General features: G+C 69.4%; 17 protein-coding genes. 14 read left to right on the top strand and 3 right to left on the bottom strand.

Annotated elements, in window-relative coordinates; all coding sequences use genetic code 11:
- The first annotated feature begins 27 nt into the window (after positions 1 to 27).
- The 9 genes from POF73_RS11085 to POF73_RS11045 all read left to right on the top strand — a co-directional run bounded on the left by POF73_RS11085 (position 28) and on the right by POF73_RS11045 (position 7,879).
- Entirely contained in the window at positions 28 to 672 is a 645-nt protein-coding gene (locus tag POF73_RS11085; protein ID WP_272114428.1) for an HAD family hydrolase, read from the top strand.
- Between the two features lie 69 nt (positions 673 to 741).
- Positions 742 to 1,449: a VC0807 family protein gene (locus tag POF73_RS11080; protein WP_272114420.1), complete on the top strand. Its 708-nt coding sequence runs from the start codon at positions 742 to 744 to the stop codon at positions 1,447 to 1,449.
- A gap of 80 nt (positions 1,450 to 1,529) precedes the next feature.
- A complete protein-coding gene (locus POF73_RS11075; RefSeq protein ID WP_272114419.1) occupies positions 1,530 to 2,780 on the top strand; it encodes an MFS transporter in 1,251 nt (416 codons plus the stop codon).
- Positions 2,731 to 3,903, top strand: a complete 1,173-nt coding sequence (locus tag POF73_RS11070) for an acetoin utilization protein AcuC (RefSeq protein WP_272114418.1) — start codon at positions 2,731 to 2,733, stop codon at positions 3,901 to 3,903. Before POF73_RS11075 ends, POF73_RS11070 begins: the two co-directional genes overlap by 50 nt.
- 180 nt (positions 3,904 to 4,083) lie before the next feature.
- Complete coding sequence (locus POF73_RS11065; RefSeq protein ID WP_272114417.1) at positions 4,084 to 4,899, top strand: phosphatase; 816 nt, start codon at positions 4,084 to 4,086, stop codon at positions 4,897 to 4,899.
- A gap of 129 nt (positions 4,900 to 5,028) precedes the next feature.
- Positions 5,029 to 5,241 carry a helix-turn-helix domain-containing protein gene (locus tag POF73_RS11060; RefSeq protein ID WP_004984898.1) on the top strand — a complete coding sequence of 71 codons (213 nt, stop codon included), beginning with the start codon at positions 5,029 to 5,031 and terminating at the stop codon, positions 5,239 to 5,241.
- Positions 5,242 to 5,397: 156 nt separating this feature from the next.
- Positions 5,398 to 5,496, top strand: coding sequence for a 30S ribosomal protein bS22 (locus tag POF73_RS11055; RefSeq protein WP_003948845.1), 99 nt, complete (start codon positions 5,398 to 5,400; stop codon positions 5,494 to 5,496).
- A 254-nt stretch (positions 5,497 to 5,750) separates the two neighbouring features.
- Complete coding sequence (locus POF73_RS11050) at positions 5,751 to 6,812, top strand: NAD-dependent epimerase/dehydratase family protein (RefSeq protein ID WP_272114410.1); 1,062 nt, start codon at positions 5,751 to 5,753, stop codon at positions 6,810 to 6,812.
- Positions 6,813 to 6,826: 14 nt separating this feature from the next.
- The gene (locus POF73_RS11045) at positions 6,827 to 7,879 is read left to right on the top strand and encodes a lysophospholipid acyltransferase family protein (protein ID WP_272114409.1); all 1,053 of its coding nucleotides are present in this window, start codon (positions 6,827 to 6,829) and stop codon (positions 7,877 to 7,879) included.
- Between the two features lie 121 nt (positions 7,880 to 8,000).
- Here POF73_RS11045 and POF73_RS11040 read toward each other — a convergent pair whose 3' ends face one another.
- The 3 genes from POF73_RS11040 to POF73_RS11030 all read right to left on the bottom strand — a co-directional run bounded on the left by POF73_RS11040 (position 8,001) and on the right by POF73_RS11030 (position 12,557).
- Positions 8,001 to 9,248, bottom strand: a complete 1,248-nt coding sequence (locus POF73_RS11040; protein ID WP_272114408.1) for a DUF5667 domain-containing protein — start codon at positions 9,246 to 9,248, stop codon at positions 8,001 to 8,003.
- Between the two features lie 259 nt (positions 9,249 to 9,507).
- Positions 9,508 to 10,284 carry an ECF subfamily RNA polymerase sigma factor, BldN family gene (locus tag POF73_RS11035; RefSeq protein ID WP_272114407.1) on the bottom strand — a complete coding sequence of 259 codons (777 nt, stop codon included), beginning with the start codon at positions 10,282 to 10,284 and terminating at the stop codon, positions 9,508 to 9,510.
- Between the two features lie 1,352 nt (positions 10,285 to 11,636).
- Complete coding sequence (locus POF73_RS11030) at positions 11,637 to 12,557, bottom strand: HAD family hydrolase (protein ID WP_272114406.1); 921 nt, start codon at positions 12,555 to 12,557, stop codon at positions 11,637 to 11,639.
- Positions 12,558 to 12,729: 172 nt separating this feature from the next.
- On the opposite strand from POF73_RS11030, the gene POF73_RS11025 reads away from it, so the two are divergent.
- From POF73_RS11025 to POF73_RS11005, 5 genes are all read left to right on the top strand, one after another.
- Positions 12,730 to 13,017, top strand: a complete 288-nt coding sequence (locus POF73_RS11025) for a glutaredoxin family protein (RefSeq protein WP_272114405.1) — start codon at positions 12,730 to 12,732, stop codon at positions 13,015 to 13,017.
- Between the two features lie 302 nt (positions 13,018 to 13,319).
- The gene (locus tag POF73_RS11020) at positions 13,320 to 14,090 is read left to right on the top strand and encodes a redox-sensing transcriptional repressor Rex (protein WP_272114403.1); all 771 of its coding nucleotides are present in this window, start codon (positions 13,320 to 13,322) and stop codon (positions 14,088 to 14,090) included.
- A complete protein-coding gene (locus tag POF73_RS11015; protein WP_272114402.1) occupies positions 14,087 to 15,856 on the top strand; it encodes a glutamyl-tRNA reductase in 1,770 nt (589 codons plus the stop codon). The genes POF73_RS11020 and POF73_RS11015 overlap by 4 nt, the downstream gene beginning before the upstream one ends.
- Positions 15,853 to 16,812: a hydroxymethylbilane synthase gene (hemC, locus tag POF73_RS11010; protein ID WP_272114401.1), complete on the top strand. Its 960-nt coding sequence runs from the start codon at positions 15,853 to 15,855 to the stop codon at positions 16,810 to 16,812. Before POF73_RS11015 ends, hemC begins: the two co-directional genes overlap by 4 nt.
- Positions 16,809 to 18,515, top strand: a complete 1,707-nt coding sequence (locus tag POF73_RS11005; RefSeq protein ID WP_272114400.1) for a bifunctional uroporphyrinogen-III C-methyltransferase/uroporphyrinogen-III synthase — start codon at positions 16,809 to 16,811, stop codon at positions 18,513 to 18,515. The genes hemC and POF73_RS11005 overlap by 4 nt, the downstream gene beginning before the upstream one ends.
- The last annotated feature ends 118 nt before the right edge of the window (positions 18,516 to 18,633 follow it).

Genomic DNA, 18,633 nt, shown 5'->3' with positions numbered 1-18,633 from the left:
GTACTCCAACCAATTAGGCTCGCATGTATGCGCTATGACCTCATCATCTTCGACAACGACGGTGTGCTCGTCGACAGCGAACCCATTTCCAACCGGCACCTCGCCGCGTACCTCACTGAGCTGGGGCACCCGACGTCGTACGAGGACTCCATCCGGGACTACATGGGATCGGCGATGCACCGGATTCACGAGCTGGTGCTGGAGCGGACCGGGGAGCGGCTGCCGGAGGACTTCGACGATGTCTTTCATGCGCGCGTGTTCGCCGCGTTCGAGCGGGAGCTGAAAGCTGTGGGCGGCGTCGAGGACGTGCTGGAGAAGCTGGTCGGGGATGGGGTGGCGTACTGCGTGGCCTCGTCCGGGAGCCATGAGCGGATTCGGGTGGGGCATCGGACGACAGGGCTTGAGCGGTTCTTCGACGACGGGCGGGTCTTCAGTTCGCAGGATGTGGGGCGGGGGAAGCCGGCTCCTGATCTGTTTCTGTACGCGGCCGAGCGGATGGGTGTCGCGCCGGAGCGGTGTGTCGTCGTCGAGGACAGTCCGCTGGGGGTCCAGGCGGCTGTCGCGGCCGGGATGGATGTCTGTGGGTTCACCGCCATGACGCCTGCCGACAGGCTTGTCGGCGCCACTCAACTCTTCTCGGACATGCGTGAGTTGGGCGACCTGCTGGTCTGACATTTGTCATGCCGAGCTCGGGACGATCGTTTCTACTGGCGGACCCCGGCCGGGCGAGAACCTGAGGGCATGACGACGAAGACGAGCAGGACGGCGAGCAAGCGGAATGCCTTCGGGGGGCTGGTCGTGGATGTGGCCGTGCCCGTTGGTTCGTACTACCTCTTCAAGGACGGCTTCGGGGCGAGCACGTTCACGGCGCTTGCCCTGAGCAGTGTGGTGCCGGCTGTCCGGACGTTGTGGTGTGCGGTCCAGGAGCGGAGGGCCAACGGGCTCGCCGCGCTCATCCTGGTCGTGAACGTGGTGTCGTTGCTGCTCAGCTTCGTGTCCGGTGATCCGAGGCTGATGCTTGCCAAGGACAGCGGGGTCAGCAGCACGATCGGGATCGCGATCCTGGTGTCGGTGGCGCTGCGGCGGCCGATGATGACCGAGGGGTTCAAGCCCTTCCTGGTGCAGGGGGATCCGGCCAGGCAGGCCGCGTGGGATCGGCTGGCGGGTGGGGGCGCCACAGGGTCCGGTGCGTTTCTGCGGGCGGAGCGGGCCTTCTCCGTTGTGTGGGGTGTCGTACTGCTTGCCGAGTGTGCGGTGCGGGTCGTGGGTGCCTACACGGTGCCGGTGGACACGATGGTGTGGCTCGGGTCCGTCGTCCTGGTCGGTGCCATGGCGCTGGCCTTCGTGGTCAGTCGGGTCATCGCCGTCGAGCCCATGGCACGGCTGCTCATTGCCGAGGTGAAGGTGGCCGAGGCCGCCGCGAGGTCGGACGTTGGCGTGGCCGCCTGAGGCGGCACCCGTAAAGCTGAGGGAAATTCATCTTTGGCTGGATCTACCCACAGGTAGTCCGGGGCCCTACGCTCGCCGCCATGACTGATGTGCTGCGGCGCGGTAGGGCCTCGTTGGCGTTCAGCTTCTTCGCTCAGGGTGTTGCCTTTGCGCTGCTCGTGACCCGGATTCCGGCCATTCAGGACCGGTACGGGGTCTCTGACGCGCTGCTGCCCGCGTTCCTCGCCGCCGTGCCGATTCTGGCCGGGGTCGGAAGTGTGACGACCGAGCGGCTGGTGAAGCGAATACCGCCGAGCCGGCTGCTGCGGTGGTCCCAGCCCGTTGTGCTCCTGGCGCTGCTCGGGGCCGGGGCCGGGGAGCGGACGGTCGAGCTGGCGGTCGCGCTTGCCGCGTTCGGGCTGGCTGTGGGGGCGCTCGACGCCTCGATGAACATGCTCGGGGTGAGTCTGCAGCGGTCGTACGGGCGCAGCATCATGCTCAGCTTTCATGCGGCGTACAGCCTGGGTGGGATTGTGGGGGCGTCGCTGGCGTGGGTGGGGGCGCACTGGGATCTGGCGCTGGTGGTGTCGTATCTGCCGGTTGTCGTGGTGTTGTTGCCGGCCGTGCTGGTGGGGAGTCGGTGGTACGTCGATCAGGGCCGTGGGGGCGGTGCCGGGGGCGTCGTGGTGGACTCGGGAGGCTTGGAGGGATCGGCGGGCTCAGGAGAGAGCGGGCCTGTCGTCTTCAGGATGTTGTTGCCGCTGTGCCTCGTGATGACCTTCGCGTATATCGGGGATTCCACCGTCTCCAACTGGAGTGCGAAGTATCTGCAGGACGTGTTGGGGAGTTCGGAGCAGCTGGCGACCGTGCCGTACAACGTCTATATGGTCACCACGTTGCTGGGGCGGGCCATCGGGGACATCGGGGTACGGCGGTTCGGGGCCGTTGTGGTGGTGCGGATGGGGGCGCTGGTGGCTGCCGGCGGGTTCGCGGTGGTGGCCGGGGCGCCGGGGGCGTGGGTCGGGATGGTGGGGTTCACGCTGCTGGGGATCGGGTTGTGTGTGCTGGTGCCGCAGACGTTCGCGGCGGCGGGGCGGCTGTTTCCGGGGGCTTCGGATACGGCTGTTGCGCGGCTCAATGTGTTCAATTACGTGGGGTTTTTGATCGGTTCGCCGTTGGTGGGGGCGCTGGGCGATGCGTGGAGTTATCGCGGGGCGATGCTTGTGCCGATGGTGTTGGTGCTGGTGACGCTCGTGTACGCCCGGTCGTTCGCCGCTCAATCGGACCGATACGGTGGCGGGCATGAGCGGCCGCGCACAGCTGATGTGGGACGAGGCAGTAACGGGCTATGACTTCGGCCGGGACCATCCGATGGACCCGGTCCGGCTCGCGCTGACCAGGAGACTCGTCGATGCCTTCGGGCTGGACAAGGACGTGGATGTCGTAGCGGCGCAGCCGGCGGGAGATTCGACGTTGCGGCTGGTTCATCGGGAGGACTACATCGAGGCCGTGAAGGCGGCGTCGGTGGATCCGGGGGTGGCGGATCAGTCGTACGGGCTCGGGACCTTGGACGATCCCGCGTTCGCCGGGATGCATGAGGTGTCCGCGCTCATCGCGGGGCAGTCGGTGGGGGCTGCGGAGGCCGTGTGGCGGGGAGATGCGCTGCATGCGGTGAACTTCGCGGGTGGGCTGCATCATGCGATGCCCGGGGGTGCCTCGGGGTTCTGTATCTACAACGACGCGTCGCTGGCCATTGCGCGGTTGTTGGAGTTGGGGGCCGAGCGGGTCGCCTACATCGATGTCGACGTGCATCACGGGGATGGGGTGCAGGCGGCGTTCTGGGAGGATCCGCGGGTTCTGACGGTCTCGCTGCATGAGCATCCTCGTACGTTGTTTCCGCAGACCGGGTGGCCGGAGGAGACCGGGGCCGAGGGTGCGGAGGGGGCGGCCGTGAATGTGGCGCTGCCGGCGGGGACCGGGGATGCGGGATGGCTGCGGGCGTTTCATGCCGTGGTGCCGGAGTTGCTTGCCGATTTCCGGCCTCAGGTTTTGGTGACTCAGCATGGGGCTGACACGCACTTCGAGGATCCGTTGGCGCACCTTGCTGTTTCGTTGGATGCGCAGCGGGCTGTGCAGGTGGCGTGTCATGACCTGGCGCATGAGTACTCCGACGGGAAGTGGGTTGCTCTGGGTGGGGGTGGATATGCCGTGGTGGAGGTTGTGCCGCGGTCGTGGACGCATTTGGTGGGGATTGCCGCGGGGCGGCCCATTGAGCCGGAGGCGATGATTCCGGAGGGGTGGCGGCAGGAGGTCTTTGCGCGGACTCGGCAGTTGGGGCCGGCGCGGATGACTGATGGGCGGTGGCCTGTGGCCTGGGCCGGGTGGGAGGCAGGGTACGACCCTGCGGATCGGCTGGATCAGGCGGTGCTGGCTACTCGTAAGGCTGTGTTTCCGCTGCGGGGGTTGTTGGCCTAGGTGGGAGTGGGGCGGGGAGCTGAGGGTGTCTCGACCCCGCCGCCCCAGGCCCCGCTTCGGCCCCGAAAGGGCCTTGTCCTCAAACGCCGGACGGGCTGAATGAGGCTGGGTTAGCCCAACTGTGCGGTGTTTTCGCGTTCCCCCGGTCCGCGTGCCGTCCCATCCGTCACGATCGCTGACGTGTTGAGTCGTGGAGCGCTTCGTGCTCATCTTCTGGCTGCTCGGCTTGCCGGGGTCGTGGCGACGTCGCGGGAGGTGAGTCTTCGGAGCTATCGGCTCTTCGCGGCTCGTGATCCTCGGGTGCTGATCGGGCTTGATCCTGAATGGACCTGGAGGCAGCGGGATTTGGTCGCGCTGATGGCGGACAAGTGTGGGGTTTCGGCCGATCCGGCGTGCACTTCCGGCCTTGATGTGATCGACCCTGACCGGACGCTGGATGGTCTGGATGCCTTCGCCGATCGGATCGGCGCGGCCGCCCGGCGGGGCGCTCCGGTGCTGATCGGCACCGGGCATCCGCATCGGCTGCTCGGGTTCTACGCCGCCTTGGCGGACGCGTTGTCGGCGGCGGGGTGTGCCGTCCTCACCCCCGCGCATGGTCACTGTGTCGACATAACGACCCGGTTCGGCCTACGCACGTACAACCTTGGCTACGTACGAGGAGTCGCGTTGGTGCAGGAACCCGGCGCTCCGAGCACCGGGCGTGAGACCGGCGCACACACGCATTCACCCCTCCCGGTTCGCACCGCGCTCGCCGCCGCGGCAGAGGCCGGCGGGCCGTTGCCGGAGCTGGTGATCGGGGATCACGGTTGGGTCTGCGGGGCAGGTCAGCTGGGGTTTGAGGCCATTGGGCTGGCCGATACGAATGACCCCGCGCTCTTTGTGGGGGAGGCCGAGGGGGTCGTGTCCGCCGTCGTTCCACTTGATGACGCTGTGCGGTCTGTTTACTACCGGCCGCTTACCCGCTACGTACTCAATCGAGCGTGTCTGTCACAGTAGGCCGCCGATGGGTGCACCTCTTCCCCACTCGCATCACCCGCCCCTACATTGGGGAGTGAGCACGCAACGACGAAGAGTCACCGGAAGGGGAAGCCGGTGGCCGTCGAGTGCGGAAGGTTCAGGTGTGTCATGGCTGCAGCTGGCGAGAGGCCTCTGAACGAGGTTCAGTTCCTTACCGTGGCGGAAGTCGCCTCGGTGATGCGAGTGTCGAAGATGACCGTGTACCGGCTGGTGCACAGTGGTCATCTGCCCGCGATCCGGGTGGGGCGGTCCTTCCGCGTCCCCGAGCAAGCGGTGCACGAATACCTCCGCGAGAGTTACGTGGGGGTGGAAACCGCCTGACGGCAGAGGGCGGGGAGGGATCCTCAGGGCTGTTCAGGATTCACCCTCGCCCCCTCGATTACGACCTCAGCGCTCGGGCGGGTAGGCTAGCCCCTCGTAGGTCGTGTGGGCCCATGGCGCCCAACGCCGAGTGATGAGAAGTGAGCGAGGGTAGTCGTGGGCTCTGTTATTAAGAAGCGGCGCAAGCGGATGGCCAAGAAGAAGCACCGCAAGCTGCTCAAGCGCACGCGCGTCCAGCGTCGCAACAAGAAGTAAGCGGCGCCGCGGAAGCGGCGTGATTGTGGCCCCCCACCACACCCGGTGGGGGGCCACACGTGTTTCGACGTGATGTGCGAGGGGTCGGATCATGTGCGTATGCCTGGACCGGAAACTGATCCGTCCGGTCGTACGCATGGAATTCTCGTCACTTCATGCATTGGGTGGTCATCACAGCGCAACACCGACCCGCTAAGTTGGCCGTACACGGGGAACTCGGCTGGGATACGAGTGCTGGAAGGAAGGCGCTGATCTTGGGCAAGGTCGTGCTCGTGACCGGAGTGGCCCGTCAACTGGGGGGCCGGTTCGTACGACGGATCCAGCGAGACCCGGAAGTGGACCGGGTGGTCGCCGTGGACGCGGTACCGCCCGAGCACCATCTGGGGGGTGCCGACTTCATCCAGGCCGACATCCGGCAGCCCACCATCGCGCGGGTACTGGCCGAGAGCGGCGCCGACACCGTCGTACACATGGATGTGACGGGAACGGCGCTGGGCAGCGGCAGCCGGACCACGGTCAAGGAGACCAACGTCATCGGGACGATGCAGCTGCTCGGCGCCTGCCAGAAGTCCCCCACCGTCAAGCGGCTGGTCGTGAAGTCGAGTACGAACGTGTACGGCTCCGCACCTCGTGATCCGGGCGTGTTCACCGAGACCACCCCGCCCAAGTCCCTGCCCAGCGGCGGCTTCGCCAAGGACACGGTCGAGGTGGAGGGCTATGTGCGCGGGTTCGCGCGGCGCAGGCCCGATGTCGCCGTGTGCGTGCTGAGGTTCGCCAACATCCTCGGGCCGACCGCGGACACACCGCTCGCCTCGTACTTCTCGCTGCCGGTCCTGCCGACCGTGTTCGGCTACGACCCGCGGCTGCAGTTCGTCCACGAGGACGACGTGATCGAGGTGCTGCGCATCGCCTCGCACGAACCGGAGCGGGGAACGCTCAACAGCGGCACCTTCAACATCGCCGGCGACGGCGTCCTGCTGCTCTCGCAGTGCTCCCGACGGCTGGGCCGCCCGACCGTGCCGCTTCTGCTCCCCGCGGTCACCTGGGCGGGATCCATGGTGCGTACGCTGGGCATGTCGGACTTCTCACCCGAGCAGATCCGGTTGCTCACACACGGCCGGGTCGTGGCGACGGACCAGATGCGAGAGACGCTCGGATTCAAGCCGAAGTTCACGACGGCGGAGACCTTCGCCGAGTTCGCGCGCAGCCGCGGACCGGGTCTGCTGCCGCCGGAGGCCCTTGCGGGGGCCGTCGACCGGATCGCCGCGCTGCCCCTGCTGGGCGGCGGCCACCCCCCGACGCAGAGCGCCAACTGAGGAGCGCATCAACGATGGCGGACGCCAAGGTCATTCCGTTCGACGACGATCGGTCCCGCGGAAGCGCCGTGCAACGGCCGTCGCGGCGGCGGAGCGTGGGGAGCCGGCGCAAGAGCGGTGAATCCGCGCTGGTACGCGAGGTCCAGCCCCTCCCCGGACGGTCCTTCGCGCAGGATGATGTTCCTGTGACACGTGAGGAACAGCCGCCCCAGAAGCCGCAGCAGGAAGGCGGCCTGGAGCGACGCATCGCGAGCGGCCTGGCCTTCCTGCGCCGCCGCCTCACCGGGGACTACGACGTCGACGACTTCGGGTACGACGAGGAGCTCACCGACCAGGTCCTGATGTCCCTGCTGCGCCCGGTGTACGAGAACTACTTCCGGGTCGAGGTGAAGGGCGTCGAGAACATCCCGTCCGAGGGCGGCGCGCTGATCGTCGCCAACCACTCCGGGACGCTGCCGCTGGACGGCCTGATGATGCAGGTCGCCGTGCACGACCACCATCCGGCGGGCCGGCATCTACGGCTGCTCGCCGCCGACCTGGTCTTCATGCTGCCGGTGGTCAACGAACTCGCCCGCAAGCTGGGCCACACCCTCGCCTGCGCCGAGGACGCCGAGCGGCTGCTCGGGCAGGGCGAATTGGTCGGCGTCATGCCGGAGGGCTTCAAGGGCATCGGCAAGCCGTTCAGCGAGCGCTACAAGCTCCAGCGTTTCGGCCGCGGCGGCTTTGTCTCCACGGCCCTGCGCAAGCGCACCCCGATCATTCCGTGCTCGATCGTCGGGGCCGAGGAGATCTACCCGATGATCGGCAACGCGAAGACGCTGGCCCGCCTCCTGGGTTTCCCGTACTTCCCGCTGACGCCGACCTTCCCGTGGCTGGGCCCGCTGGGTGGAATCCCGCTCCCGACGAAGTGGACGATCCAGTTCGGCGAGCCGATCCCGACGGACGGCTACCCTCCGGAGGCCGCCGAGGACCCGATGCTGATGTTCAACCTGACCGACCAGGTCAGGGAGCAGATCCAGCACACGCTGTACAAGCTGCTGGTGCAGCGCCGGTCGGTCTTCTTCTGACGCATTCCGACGAAGAAACGTTTGACGGAAGAAACGTTTGCACCACGTACGACGACGGGGCGCCCCCTGCAGCAGGGGGGCGCCCCGTCGTCGTACGACTCTCTTCTCTGCCCTACGGCGGCTAGCCGGCGTCCTCGCCGTCGATGCCCAGGCCGGGCAGGAGGCCCGGGAGGAGCGGCGGGAGGGTGACGGCGGGCTCGGTGGTCGGTGTCGAGGTGGACGGTGAGGTGCCGGAGCTGCTGGTGTCCTTCGGCGGGTCGAGCAGGCCGCCGGTGTTACCGCCGAGCAGCCCCTCGTTCTCGCTGCCGGAGCCCTCGGCCGACTTGCTGGGGCTGCTGGACCGGCCGCCCTCGGAGGAGCCGCTGCCGCCGGCGCTGGGGCGTGCCGACCGGTCGGAGCCGGAGGAACCGGTGGACGACGAGCCGGAGCCGTCCCGCCGTTTGCCGTCGCCGCTGCCTGTCGGTGGCTGCGGGAGCAGGGACTCCAGTGGGGAGACGTCTTCGTCTATGGCGTCGAACACCGACGACACCCGGTCACTGACGTCCCCGAGCTGGAGGGGAAGCCGCTGGCGGAGGCTGCCCCAGGCCGCGCGGTGCGAGCGGGAGAAGGCGGAGAGGGCCTGGATGGGGCCCAGGGAGTTCGGGTCGCGCTCGTAGGCCTCGCGCAGTAGTCGGTGCCCTTCCGAGGCGTCGTGCTGCATGCCGGACAGGGCGCGGCGGATCTCGGTGAGCGATTCATGGTCGAGCTGTCCGCTGCGGCCGCGCTCCATCAGCCGACGGGCCTCGTTCAGCCGGGTGGAGGCCTGGTCGAGGTAGCTGCGGCCGCGTTCGTCGTCGCCGTTGGCCAGGATGTTGAGCTTGAAGTCCTCGATGCCGCGCTTGAGGCCGTAGAGCGAGTCGCCGGGCAGGGCGTCATTGCTCGCGGCGGCGACTCCGCCGAAGGCTCCGGCGGCGACTCCGACGCTGAGTCCGCCCGCTGTCAGGCCCTTGGCGAGACGGGAACGGGGCCGCAACTTGCCCAGCGGTGACGCTCGGTGAGCCCCGGGGGCCCGGTCCGAACGCTGTTCCGGCAGGGCGGGTCCTGCCTCGCCTCCCGTGGTGCCCTCCTGCAGCATGGCCTCCATCGCGGCCACGAGCTGGGCGCGCTGGACGACCTTGACCTCGGGGTCCAGCACGGGCTTGGGCAGCTCGCCGAGACTCTCGGTGAGGGCCAACAGGCGCCTCTGCTCGGTTGGTTCCGCAGCAGCCGGTGCCGGTGCCGATCCATCGGGCTGCTCGGCCTCATCGGCCGCCGGGCCCTGGTCGGCCTGCTCCTCCAGGGCCTGGGCGAAGGCGTTCGCCCGCCGGTGTGCCGATACGTTCGCGATCACTGGCGGCACCTCCTCTCGTGATGACGGTCGACTCCCCAGGGGGTCCTGAGGGTTGCACGCCCTGACCACGACCACACGATCGAGTGGTCGAAGTCGGCCAGGGAGTGACCACAGGGAGCCTGCATCCCGCACAACGAGCGGCTCGGCACTTGGGTTACGGACGGCGGATGAACAGACCGCGGAGTCAACAGACTTTCACTTACAGTGAGTTGGAGGTTGCGGAGCGTGTCGATTCGGTGGGGGTGGGCGGGCGGCGTGTTCAGCGCACGTCGTCCGGGAGGAGGCGGGCGAGCGTACGTACGGCTCGGTATTGGAGGGTCTTGATCGCGCCCTCGTTCTTGCCCATGACGCGGGCCGTCTCGGCGACGGACAGGCCCTGGAGGAATCGGAGGGTGACGCACTCCTGCTGTTGCGGGTTGAGTCGTCGTACGGCCTCCAGGAGGGCGGCGTTGGAGAGTGATTCGAGGACGGAGTCCTCCGGGGAGCGCTCGACCTCGTTGGCGTCGAGCATCTCGCCGGTGGTCACCTCCAGTCGGAAACGGCTGGACTTGAAGTGGTCGGCGACGAGGTTGCGGGCGATCGTGACGAGCCATGCGCCGAAGTCGCGGCCCTGCCAGGTGAACGTGCCGATGCGGCGGAGTGCCCGCAGAAAGGTCTCGCTCGTCAGGTCCTCGGCGGTGGCCTTCCCTCCGACGCGGTAGTAGATGTAGCGATAAACGGTGTCGCTGTACTGGTCGTAGAGTCGGCCGAACGCGTCGGCCTCGCCGGCCTGCGCGCGTTCTACGAGATCCATCATGCGAGCGCTGTCGCTGTCGGCGGCGGGCCGCCGGGCGGTCGTCGCGCTGGTCGAGCGCCCTCGTCTGCCGACGGCGGCGGCGCTTCCGTCGGCGAGTGCGTAGCACGGGCCTACGGGTGCGGTGGTTACGGCGAGGGCGGGGACGGCGTACGCGGTGGGGACGAAGCCGCGCAACAGGTCTCGGACCGTTGCGCGCAGCGTAGCCAGGCCCGAGGCGTCAACCCCGACGTGTGGGTACACGGGACTCCCAGAGGCAGAGCTTCCATCACGTGCAGTGCGGGACCGTTCACCCGTCGTAGCGACGGAGGGGTACCGGTTTGCGTCTGAGGAGAATAACGCTTCGTGCAGGCGCTGCTACGCCCAGTTGCTCAAATCATCGATTGCGTCGCTTCTGTAACCGATTGACGGTCGATCAAGTGCCGCAGAGTGACCGGTTGTTGATCGAAGTCGCTCGTGTTCCGGCTGACTCCGGGGCGTGTTGTGGCCGTGTGCAGCCAAGGTGACTGGACAGGGGGGTGAGGGGGTATGAGGTGCGGATTGGCCGTGCGGCCCGGCGTGGTCAACTCCCGTCCCCCTTTCTTCGCCCCCGCCGCCCCTACCCGTCCCATCCCCAGGGGGCTCCGCCCCTTCAACCCCGCCAGGGGCTCCACCCCTGCACCCCACCGGGGCTGCCGCCCCAGCCCCCGCTCCGGCCCTCAAGGGGCCTTGTCCTCAAACGCCGGACGGGCTGAAGGGTGGGCCGGGGGTGGGAGGCAGTGGGTTGCCTGGGGGGTGGGGGTTAGGGGCGGGCTGCCTTCTCGGGCGTCGGGTGGGCTGGAAGGTGGGCCCGGGGCTGGGAGATTGGCGGGCTGTTGAGTGGGCGGGGGGTGGAGCGGTGTCCGGTTCGTGCGCTGGTGACGAATGGGCTGCCCGGCGAAACGTCGGAGCCCGTGCCGGGGCGGGGGGCGGCTTCGGGGTAGCGCTCCCTAGGCCGATGCGGCGCGTACCCCCGTGGCGGAGCAGTCGCGTACGGCGGGAAGGGGACGTGTCGGGGGGTGTCCGCCCGCAGTGGCCGGCGTCAACACGCAGCACCTCCTGGCCGTACCCCAGCCGCCGGTCCGAGGACGGACACCCCCCGACACGTCCCCGACCCACAACGCACCGGCAGGCGCTACGCACGCCCCCACTCAGCCGCACAGGCTGCCGCAGGCATTAAAGGCGTCCCTCTACCTGGCCGCACAGGCCGTCGCGGGTATCAACGCGGCCCCCACTCGGCTGCACAGGCTGCCGCAGGCTCAACGCGTACTCCCACTCAGCGCCACAGCGCGCGGGTATCAACGCGTGCCCCCGCCGGGCCGCACGGCTCCCGCAGGCGCACCGCGTGCCCCGCCGGATCCCATAGGCGCGCGGGTATCAACGCGTGCCCCCGCCGGGCCGCACAGCTCCCGCAGGCGCACCGCGTGCCCCGCCGGATCCCATAGGCGCGCGGGTATCAACGCGTGCCCCGGCCCGGCCGCACAGGCCCCGCAGGCTCACCGCGTACTCCCGCCCGGCCGCACAGGCCCCGCAGGCGCACCGCATGTCCCGCCCGGCCTCAGCCCGGCCCGCGTCAGTTACCGCCGGCGTCTGTGGAGGGCGATTGCTGCTGCTGTGCCGCCGGCGACCGCTCCCACGCCGGCTGCCGCGGGGATGCCGACCTTTGCTGCCTTTCGGCCGGTGCGGTAGTCGCGGAGGCGCCAGTCGAGGTGGCGTGCGTGTTTGCGGAGTTTGGTGTCGGGGTTGATGGCGTAGGGGTGGCCGACGAGGGAGAGCATCGGGATGTCGTTGTGGGAGTCGCTGTAGGCGGCGCAGCGCGAGAGGTCCAGGCCCTCCGCGGCGGCCAGGGCACGGAGTGCCTCCGCCTTCGCCGGGCCGTGCAGCGGCTCGCCGACCAGTTTGCCGGTGTAGACGCCGTCCACCGACTCCGCCACCGTGCCCAGGGCACCGGTCAGGCCGAGACGGCGTGCGATCACCTGGGCGATCTCCACGGGGGCGGCGGTGACCAGCCAGACCCGCTGGCCCGCGTCCAGGTGCGCCTGGGCGAGCGCGCGGGTGCCCGGCCAGATGCGCTCGGCCATGTACTCGTCGTAGATCTCCTCGCCGATCGACATCAGCTCGGAGACCCGGTGGCCCTTCACGATGGACAGCGCCGAGTCGCGCGCCTCCTGCATGTGCTCCGGGTCCTCGACGCCCGCCAGCCTGAACCACGCCTGCTGCCAGGCGAACCTGGCGAGGTCGCGGGTCTCGAAGAACTTCCGTTTGTACAGGCCCCGACCGAAGTGGAAGAGGGCAGCACCTTGCATCACGGTGTTGTCCAGGTCGAAGAAGGCCGCGGCCTTCTCGTCGCCGAGCACCGGGAAGTCCGGTTCGGCGTCGGACACCTCCGTCGCTTCCTGCGACGACTTGCGCGCTGCCTCCGCCGAGGCCTCGCCAGCCAACACGCTCCGCGCCGTGGCGGAGCGCCTACGGGGAGTGAGCCATCCAAGAGCGGCCATGACCGTGAGCATAGCCAGTTTGTTCGGTGCTTCCGGAGTCGAGAGGTTTGAAGGCTGTGAACTCTCCGCGACCGTGTCGTTAAAGAACTGATTCGGCGCGCCGGGCGCCGTCCGCTTCCCTGGTGGTTTCGGGGGTCCGCGCCACAGACCTCTCCGCCCCCGGCGCGCGAGAATGGCTGACATGAGCCCCTTCTTTCGTCGCGGCGCGGCCAAGTCCCCCCAGGACCGGCTCGTCACACTCATCCGTAAGCCCGGCTGCCATCTGTGTGATGACGCACAGATCGTCATTGAGGAGGTCTGTGGGGATCTCGGGGTTCCGTGGGAGCAGAAAGACATCACGCAGGATCCCCAACTCCACGATCAGTACTGGGAACAGATCCCCGTCGTCCTCGTCGACGGCGCCCAGCACACCTTCTGGCGCGTGAACGAAGATCGCCTCCGCAAAGCCCTGACCGAGTAACCCAAAGCACTGACCGACCAGTCCAACTGAGCCGGAAACTGGCTTAGGATCGACGGCGACTTGGTCTCGGGGGCGGGGATCGTTGAGGAGAGTGTGCGGTTTTGCCCCCAGGAGATGAGGAACGGTGGTGCGTGTGCGCCGGTTCCACACCAGTGCGCCGGGCGTGCGTGAGCCCGGTCACGTTGGGCGGGCAAATCGGACACCATCTTTGTGCACGCGTTCACAAAGACATAGCCTGCATTCGACGGGGCGGTCTGGGGACGACTGACCGCCGGCAGTCCCGCTCTACCCGCAGGAGCACCGTGGCAACTGGCCGAACTCACCGAACGGCGACCCGCAGCCGAGGGATTCCCGAGGCCACCGTCGCCCGGCTTCCGCTGTACCTCCGTGCGCTGACCGCATTGTCGGAGCGCTCGGTACCCACGGTCTCCTCCGAGGAGCTCGCGGCCGCGGCGGGGGTCAACTCCGCGAAGCTGCGCAAGGACTTCTCGTACCTGGGGTCGTACGGAACGCGCGGTGTCGGCTACGACGTCGAATATCTCGTCTACCAGATCTCCCGTGAGCTGGGGCTCACCCAGGACTGGCCGGTTGTGATCGTCGGTATCGGTAACCTCGGCGCCGCTCTCGCCAACTACGGCGGGTTCGCCTCCCGCGGCTTCCGGGTCGCCGCGCTCATCGACGCCGACCCGGGCATGGCGGGCAAGCCTGTCGCCGGCATTCCCGTGCAGCACTCCGACGACCTGGAGAAGATCATCCAGGACAACGGCGTGTCCATCGGTGTCATCGCCACCCCCGCCGGTGCCGCCCAGCCGGTCTGCGACCGGCTCGTGGCCGCTGGCGTCACCTCCATCCTGAACTTCGCGCCGACCGTGCTGTCCGTCCCGGAGGGCGTCGACGTACGCAAGGTGGATCTCTCGATCGAGCTGCAGATCCTCGCCTTCCACGAGCAGCGCAAGGCCGGCGAGGAGGCCCACTCCGACGGCGCCGGACCGGCCGCCGCCACCCGTGAGGGGTCTGACGACTCCGCCGATCAGGGGCCGGACGGGGACGTACCCGCCGTGATGCCGGCATGAGTCTCCTCGTCGTGGGGCTGAGCCACCGCAGCGCCCCGGTCAGCGTCCTGGAGCGGGCCGCGCTCGGCGCGGACGCCCAGATCAAGCTGCTGCAGGACACGGTCGCCGCCGAACCGGCCGCCGAGGCCGCCGTGCTGGCCACCTGCAACCGCATCGAGCTGTACGCCGACGTCGACAAGTTCCACGCCGGTGTCGCCGAACTGTCCATGCTGCTCGCCCAGCACAGCGGGGTGGGGCTGGATGAGCTCACGCCGTACCTCTACGTCCATTACGAGGACCGGGCCGTCCACCACCTGTTCTCGGTGGCCTGCGGGCTCGACTCCATGGTCGTCGGCGAGGGGCAGATCCTCGGGCAGATCAAGGACTCCCTCGCCAAGGCCCAGGAGCTGCACAGCGCCGGGCGGCTGCTGAACGACCTGTTCCAGCAGGCCCTGCGGGTCGGCAAGCGCGCCCACTCCGAGACCGGCATCGACCGGGCCGGACAGTCACTGGTCACCTTCGGCCTGGAGCAGCTGGCCGACGGCGCCGACGTCACGGCGTGGGCCCGCGGCAAGAAGGCATTGGTCATCGGCGCCGGTTCGATGTCCTCGCTGGCCGCGGCCACGCTCGCGCGGGCCGGGGTCGCCGAGATCGTCGTCGCCAACCGGACGCAGGACCGCGCCGAGCGGCTGGCGGCCCTGCTCGGAGAGCAATATGGACAGCGCCTCACCGAGGCCGACGGCACGGACGTGCTGGCCCGCGCGGTACCGATGGAGTCGGTGCCGGTCGAGCTGACACGTGCCGATGTCGCCGTCTCCTGCACCGGAGCGACCGGCCTGGTCCTCACGGCCGAGGAGGTCGCCGCCGCGGTGGAGGGCCGTACCGGTCGGCCGGTCGCCTTCGAGGAGGCGGGTGACAGCGGTCGTACGACGGCCAAGGCGCCGGCCGCCAGGACCGCCGCCGACTCCACCGACGTACGGCAGACCCCGTTGCCGCCCACCAGCGTCGGCACCGACGAGAACTGTCCGCTGGACATCGCCGCCGTGCAGGGAGGTTTCTCTGTGCTCGGCGAGGCCGCCGTCGCCGGGATGGACGCGGCCACGCTGGAGCAGCACGCGGCGTGGGCGGCCGGCAGTGCCGTCGACCGGCGTGAGGCCGCCCGGCGCAACCCCGAGGCGGATGCCGAGCTGATCACCGCGCTCGCCGCGACCGTGGCCACCGTCGGCCGCATCCCCGAGCGCCGCAAGCCCGAACCGGTCGCCGAGGCCCCCCGTCTCGCGCCGACGCTGTCCCTGCTCGACCTCGCCATGCCCCGCGACATCGACGCGGCCGTGCACCGGCTGGCCGGGGTGCGGCTGGTCGACATCGAGTCGCTGGCGGAAGCTTCCGCCGACGCTCCGATGGCGGCCGACGTCGACCAGGTCCGCCGTATCGTCTCCGACGAGGTCGCGGCCTTCGGGGCGGCGCTGCGGGCCGCACACATCACGCCCACCGTCGTCGCCCTGCGCGCGATGGCCGCCGATGTCGTGGCGAGCGAGATCGCCCGACTGGAAGGCCGGCTGCCGGGCCTCGACGACAAGCACCGCGGCGAGATCACGCAGACCGTCAAGCGTGTCGTCGACAAGCTGCTGCACGCCCCGACCGTGCGGGTCAAGCAGCTCGCGGCCGAGCCCGGCGGCGCCGGGTACGCGGATGCCCTGCGGACCCTGTTCGACCTCGATCAGGAGACGGTGGCCTCCGTCTCCCGTGCCGAGGACAGCACCGAGAAGAACCGAGGCCCACGATGACTCAGCAGCCACTACGGCTCGGCACCCGGCGCAGCAAGCTCGCCATGGCCCAGTCCGGGCAGGTCGCGGACACCGTGCGCAGGGTGACCGGACGGCCCGTCGAGCTCGTCGAGATCACCACGTACGGCGATGTCTCGCGCGAGGCCCTCGCGCAGATCGGCGGCACCGGTGTGTTCGTCACCGCCCTGCGCGACGCGCTCCTCAATGGCGAGGTCGACTTCGCGGTGCACTCCCTCAAGGACCTGCCGACCGCGCAGCCCGCGGAGCTGACCCTCGCGGCCGTTCCCGAGCGGGAGGATCCGCGGGACGTGATCGTCGCGCGGGACGCGCTGAAGTTCACCGACCTGCCGCGCGGGGCGCGCATCGGCACGGGTTCGCCGCGCCGGATGGCACAGCTGAACGCGTACGCGCGCAGCCACGGACTGGACATCGAGGCCGTGGCGATCCGCGGCAACGTGGACACCCGGATCCGGTACGTGCGCGACGGTGAGCTGGATGCGGTCGTGCTGGCCGCGGCCGGCCTGAACCGCATCGGACGCATCGGCGAAGTGACCGACTTCCTGTCGGTCGACACGGTTTTGCCCGCCCCCGGCCAGGGGGCCCTGGCGATCGAGTGCACCGCGGGCAACGCGGACCTCGTCGCCGCGCTCGGCGAGCTCGACGACCCGTTCACCCGGGTCGCCGTGACCGCCGAGCGATCACTGCTCGCCGCCCTGGAGGCCGGCTGCTCCGCCCCTGTGGGCGCGCTGGCCGACCTGCTGGCCGACGGGCAGATTGTCAAGGAAATGCGCCTGCGCGGCGTCGTCGGTACGACCGACGGCACGCGGATGGTGCAGCTGTCCACCACCGGTCCCGTGCCCGAGACGCACGACCAAGCGCTGGCGCTCGGTCGCGAACTCGCTACCGAGATGCTTGCCCAGGGCGCGGCCGGTCTGATGGGGGAGCGAGCACAGTGAGCCCCACCACCCTTCCCGCCGGCCTTGAACACGGGCACGTCACCTTCCTAGGTGCCGGACCCGGGGATCCGGGGCTACTAACCCTGCGCGCAGTCGAGGCGCTGGCGAACGCAGACGTACTCGTCGCCGAGCACGAGGTGCTCGACGTGGTACGCCAGCACGCCAGACAGGGCGTCGCCGAAGTGCATACGGACACGGGTCCCGATTCGGACGCCGTCCCGGGCACAGGCACGCCTCAACTGGCGGTTGTTGACGGCGCGTCAACAACCGCTGGGCTACCCGCGGTGCGGGATGCGGCACATCTTGTCATGGAGGCTGCGCGCGGCGGCAGGCGGGTCGTGCGTGCGGTGTCCGGGGATCCCGGGCTCGACACGTACGCCGCCGAGGAGATGCTGGCGTGCGCCGCGGCCGGCGTGCCGTTCGAGGTCGTGCCGGGTGTGGCCGCCGCCGTGGGCGTGCCCGCGTACGCCGGTGTGCCGCTGCGGGACGCGCAGGGCGCGGACGTGCGGTTCGTGGACGCGCGTACCGCTTCGGACCGGTGCTGGACCGAGGTCGGGGCTTCGGACGGGACCGTCGTCGTGTCGACGACGCTGGACTCCGTGGGCGCGGCCGCGGGTGAGCTGGTCTCCGCGGGGCGCAAGCCCGATACGCCGTTGACCGTCACCGTTGCCGGTACGACCACTCGGCAGCGGACCTGGACGGCGACCCTGGGGACGATCGCCCAGACGCTGAAGCAGGCCAAGGTGCTGCCCTCGCCGGAGGGCGGGCGGCCGGTGATAGCCGTGGTCGGTGAGCGGTCCGCTGCTGCTCAGCGTGAGCAGTTGTCGTGGTTCGAGTCCAAGCCGCTCTTCGGGTGGCGGGTGCTCGTGCCGCGCACGAAGGAGCAGGCGGCTTCGCTCTCCGACCAGTTGCGGTCGTACGGGGCCGTGCCGCACGAGGTGCCGACGATCGCCGTCGAGCCGCCGCGGACGCCCCAGCAGATGGAGCGGGCCGTGAAGGGGCTCGTGACCGGGCGGTACGAGTGGATCGCCTTCACCTCGGTGAACGCGGTCAAGGCCGTGCGGGAGAAGTTCGAGGAGTACGGGCTCGATGCGCGGGCGTTCGCCGGGATCAAGGTCGCGGCGGTGGGGGAGCAGACCGCGAAGGCGTTGATCGCCTTTGGTGTGAAGCCGGATCTGGTGCCCTCGGGGGAGCAGTCGGCTGCGGGGCTGCTTGAGGACTGGCCGCCGTACGACCCTGTTTTCGATCCGATCGACCGGGTGTTCCTGCCGCGGGCCGACATTGCCACGGAGACCCTCGTGGCCGGGCTCATCGAGCTGGGCTGGGAGGTCGATGACGTCACGGCCTATCGGACCGTGCGGGCTTCGCCGCCGCCGGCCGAGACGCGGGAGGCGATCAAGGGGGGTGGCTTTGACGCCGTTCTCTTCACCTCGTCGTCGACCGTGCGGAATCTGGTGGGGATCGCCGGTAAGCCGCACAACGTGACGGTGATCGCCTGTATCGGGCCTGCCACCGCGAAGACCGCGGAGGAGCATGGGCTTCGGGTGGATGTGATGGCTCCGGAGCCGTCCGTGCACAAGCTTGCCGAGGCGTTGGCGGACTTCGGGCTGCGGCGGCGGGCTGCGGCCGTTGAGGCTGGGGATCCGGTTACTCGACCCAGTGAGCGGCGGCCGGGGGCTCGGCGGCGGCGGTCCACGACGTAGTTCGTCGGTTGCGGGGGGTGGGGGTGCGCGTCAGCGGGTTTCGCCCCCGCCGCCCCTACCCGTCCCATCCCCAGGGGCTCCGCCCCTTCGACCCCGCCAGGGGGCTCCGCCCCCTGGA

This window comes from Streptomyces sp. HD (genome assembly GCF_028369295.1).
Lineage (GTDB): Bacteria > Actinomycetota > Actinomycetes > Streptomycetales > Streptomycetaceae > Streptomyces.
The sequence above is the reverse complement of the archived record's forward strand: the minus strand, read 5'-3'. Positions and strand labels throughout refer to the sequence as shown.

Coding starts and splice junctions, on each gene's coding strand:
- POF73_RS11075 (WP_272114419.1), top strand. CDS start 1,530: ATGACTGATGTGCTGCGGCGCGGTAGGGCCTCGTTGGCGTTCAGCTTC.
- POF73_RS11085 (WP_272114428.1), top strand. CDS start 28: ATGCGCTATGACCTCATCATCTTCGACAACGACGGTGTGCTCGTCGAC.
- POF73_RS11030 (WP_272114406.1), bottom strand. CDS start 12,557: ATGGCCGCTCTTGGATGGCTCACTCCCCGTAGGCGCTCCGCCACGGCG.
- POF73_RS11025 (WP_272114405.1), top strand. CDS start 12,730: ATGGCTGACATGAGCCCCTTCTTTCGTCGCGGCGCGGCCAAGTCCCCC.
- POF73_RS11015 (WP_272114402.1), top strand. CDS start 14,087: ATGAGTCTCCTCGTCGTGGGGCTGAGCCACCGCAGCGCCCCGGTCAGC.
- POF73_RS11070 (WP_272114418.1), top strand. CDS start 2,731: ATGAGCGGCCGCGCACAGCTGATGTGGGACGAGGCAGTAACGGGCTAT.
- POF73_RS11060 (WP_004984898.1), top strand. CDS start 5,029: ATGGCTGCAGCTGGCGAGAGGCCTCTGAACGAGGTTCAGTTCCTTACC.
- POF73_RS11080 (WP_272114420.1), top strand. CDS start 742: ATGACGACGAAGACGAGCAGGACGGCGAGCAAGCGGAATGCCTTCGGG.
- hemC (WP_272114401.1), top strand. CDS start 15,853: ATGACTCAGCAGCCACTACGGCTCGGCACCCGGCGCAGCAAGCTCGCC.
- POF73_RS11045 (WP_272114409.1), top strand. CDS start 6,827: ATGGCGGACGCCAAGGTCATTCCGTTCGACGACGATCGGTCCCGCGGA.